Here is a 2,322-nt window from a genome sequence, read left to right as displayed (position 1 = left end):
GCCGGCTGGATGCGCGCCTTCACGCCGTATTCATGTTCCAGCCGGTGCGCGACCACCTCGAACTGCAGCTGGCCGACCGCGCCGAGCAGCATCGGCCCGCCGATCTGCGGCCGGAAGACCTGGATCGCGCCTTCCTCGCCCAGCTGTGCCAGGCCCTGCTGCAACTGCTTGGTGCGCAGCGGATTCTTCAGCACCACCACCTGGAACAGTTCCGGCGCGAAGAAGGGCAGCCCGGTGTACTGCAGGTTCACCGTGCCGTCGGTGATGGTGTCGCCCAGCTGCACGCCGCCGTGGGTGGTGAAGCCGATGATGTCGCCCGCATAGGCCTCGTCCACCGCCTCGCGCCGCTGCGACAGGAAGGTGACCACCGAGGTCGGCCGCAGCTCCTTGCCGGTGCGCTGCACCTTGAGCTTCATGCCCGGCGTGTACTTGCCCGAAGCCATGCGCACGAAGGCGATGCGGTCGCGGTGCGAGGGATCCATGTTGGCCTGCACCTTGAACACCACGCCGGAGAAGGCCGTGTCGTCGGGAGCGACGATGCGCTCCTGCGGCTGGCGGTTGACGATCGCGTTGCTGGTGCGCGGCTGCGGCGGCGGCGCCAGGTCCACCAGCGCGTCCAGCACCTCCATCACGCCGAAGTTGTTGACGGCAGAGCCGAAGAACACCGGCGTCTGCTTGGCCGCGAGGAAGGCCGCGTGGTCCCACTCGGGCGAGGCGCCGGCCGCCAGCTCCATGCTCTCGGCGGCCTGGTCGTACTCGGCGCCGAAGCGGCGCTGCAGCTCGCCGGTGTCGGCCAGCGGGATGGTGTCGAAGTCCTGCGGGCGACGCTCGCTGCCGGACTCGAACACGGTCATGGCCTGGGTGCGCAGGTTCATGATGCCGCCGAAGGTCTTGCCCTTGCCCACCGGCCACGTCATGGGCACGCAGGGCATGCCCAGCTCGCGCTCCACCTCGTCGAGGATGTCGAGCGGCTCGCGCACCTCGCGGTCCATCTTGTTGACGAAGGTGATGATGGGCGTGTCGCGCTGGCGGCAGACCTCGATCAGGCGCTTGGTCTGCGCTTCCACGCCGTTGGCCGCGTCGATCACCATCAGCGCGGCGTCGACCGCGGTGAGCACCCGGTAGGTGTCTTCCGAGAAGTCCTTGTGGCCGGGCGTGTCGAGCAGGTTGACCACGTGGTCGCGGTACAGCATCTGCATCACCGAGGAGGCCACCGAGATGCCGCGCTGCTTCTCGATCTCCATCCAGTCGGAGGTGGCGTGGCGCGAGGCCTTGCGGCCCTTCACCGCGCCGGCGATCTGGATCGCGCCGGAGAACAGCAGCAGCTTTTCCGTCAGCGTCGTTTTACCGGCGTCGGGGTGCGAGATGATGGCGAAGGTGCGGCGGCGCTGGACTTCGGCGCTGAGGGGCGAGGACGACAAGGGGGACTCCGGGATGGCACGCGGCCGTGCTGCAGCACGGCCGCTTTCTGAGACCGCCGCGCTCGGCGCCCGTCCGCCAGGACGGGGCAGCCGCGCTTGCACACGGCCGTGTCTGACGCCGTATTGTCCCACGGCGGTGTACTTTGGGTGCATGGCCGGGTCAATGGACGAGACGCTGCTGGAGATCGAGGGACGCGAGCTGGTGGTCACCAACAGCGGCAAGCTGCTGATCCCGGAGGCGGGCATCACCAAGCTCGATGTCGTGAACTATTACCTCGCGGTCGCCGAGGGCGCGCTGCGCGGCGCGGGCGGCCGGCCCTGCATCCTGGTGCGCTACCCGAACGGCATCCACGACGAATTCTTCTTCCAGAAGCGCGCGCCGGCGAAGCGCCCCGACTGGCTGGAGGTGGCCGAGATCCGCTTTCCCTCCGGCCGCAGCGCCGAGGAGATCGTGCCGCGCCATCCGGCCGACCTGGCCTGGATGGCCAACCTCGGCTGCCTGGAGCTGCATCCGCACCCCGTGCGGGCGGAGGACCTGGAGCACCCCGACGAGCTGCGGGTGGACCTCGATCCCGTGCCGGGCGTCGAATGGCCGCAGATCCAGGAGGTCGCGCGGGTGGTGCATGCGGTCCTGTCCGACCTGGGCCTGAAAGGCTGGCCCAAGACCTCGGGCTCGCGCGGCATCCACGTGCCGGTGCGCATCGAACCTCGCTGGACCTTCGACGAGGTGCGGCGCGCGGCGCTCGCTCTCGCCCGCGAAGTGGAGCGGCGGGCGCCGACCATCGCCTCCAGCCAATGGTGGAAGGAGGAGCGGCGCGGCGTCTTCGTCGACTACAACCAGAACGCGAAGGACCGCACCGTCGCCTCGGCGTACTCCTTGCGGCCGAAGCCGGACGGGCGG

The 2,322-nt window shown here is 69.5% G+C and carries 2 protein-coding genes; one reads left to right on the top strand and one right to left on the bottom strand.

Going from position 1 to position 2,322, the window contains the following annotated elements:
• Positions 1-1,421, bottom strand: a 1,421-nt coding sequence (locus VFM98_RS25965) for a peptide chain release factor 3 (protein ID WP_325112776.1), incomplete at its 3' end; no start/stop codon positions are given.
• A 151-nt stretch (positions 1,422-1,572) separates the two neighbouring features.
• Here VFM98_RS25965 and VFM98_RS25960 point away from each other — a divergent pair.
• Positions 1,573-2,322: DNA polymerase domain-containing protein (locus VFM98_RS25960; RefSeq protein ID WP_325112775.1), on the top strand; the 750-nt coding region annotated here is incomplete at its 3' end.

The organism is Ramlibacter sp. (assembly GCF_035706265.1).
GTDB lineage: Bacteria > Pseudomonadota > Gammaproteobacteria > Burkholderiales > Burkholderiaceae_C > Ramlibacter.
This window is presented reverse-complemented; position numbering and strand designations above follow the sequence as displayed.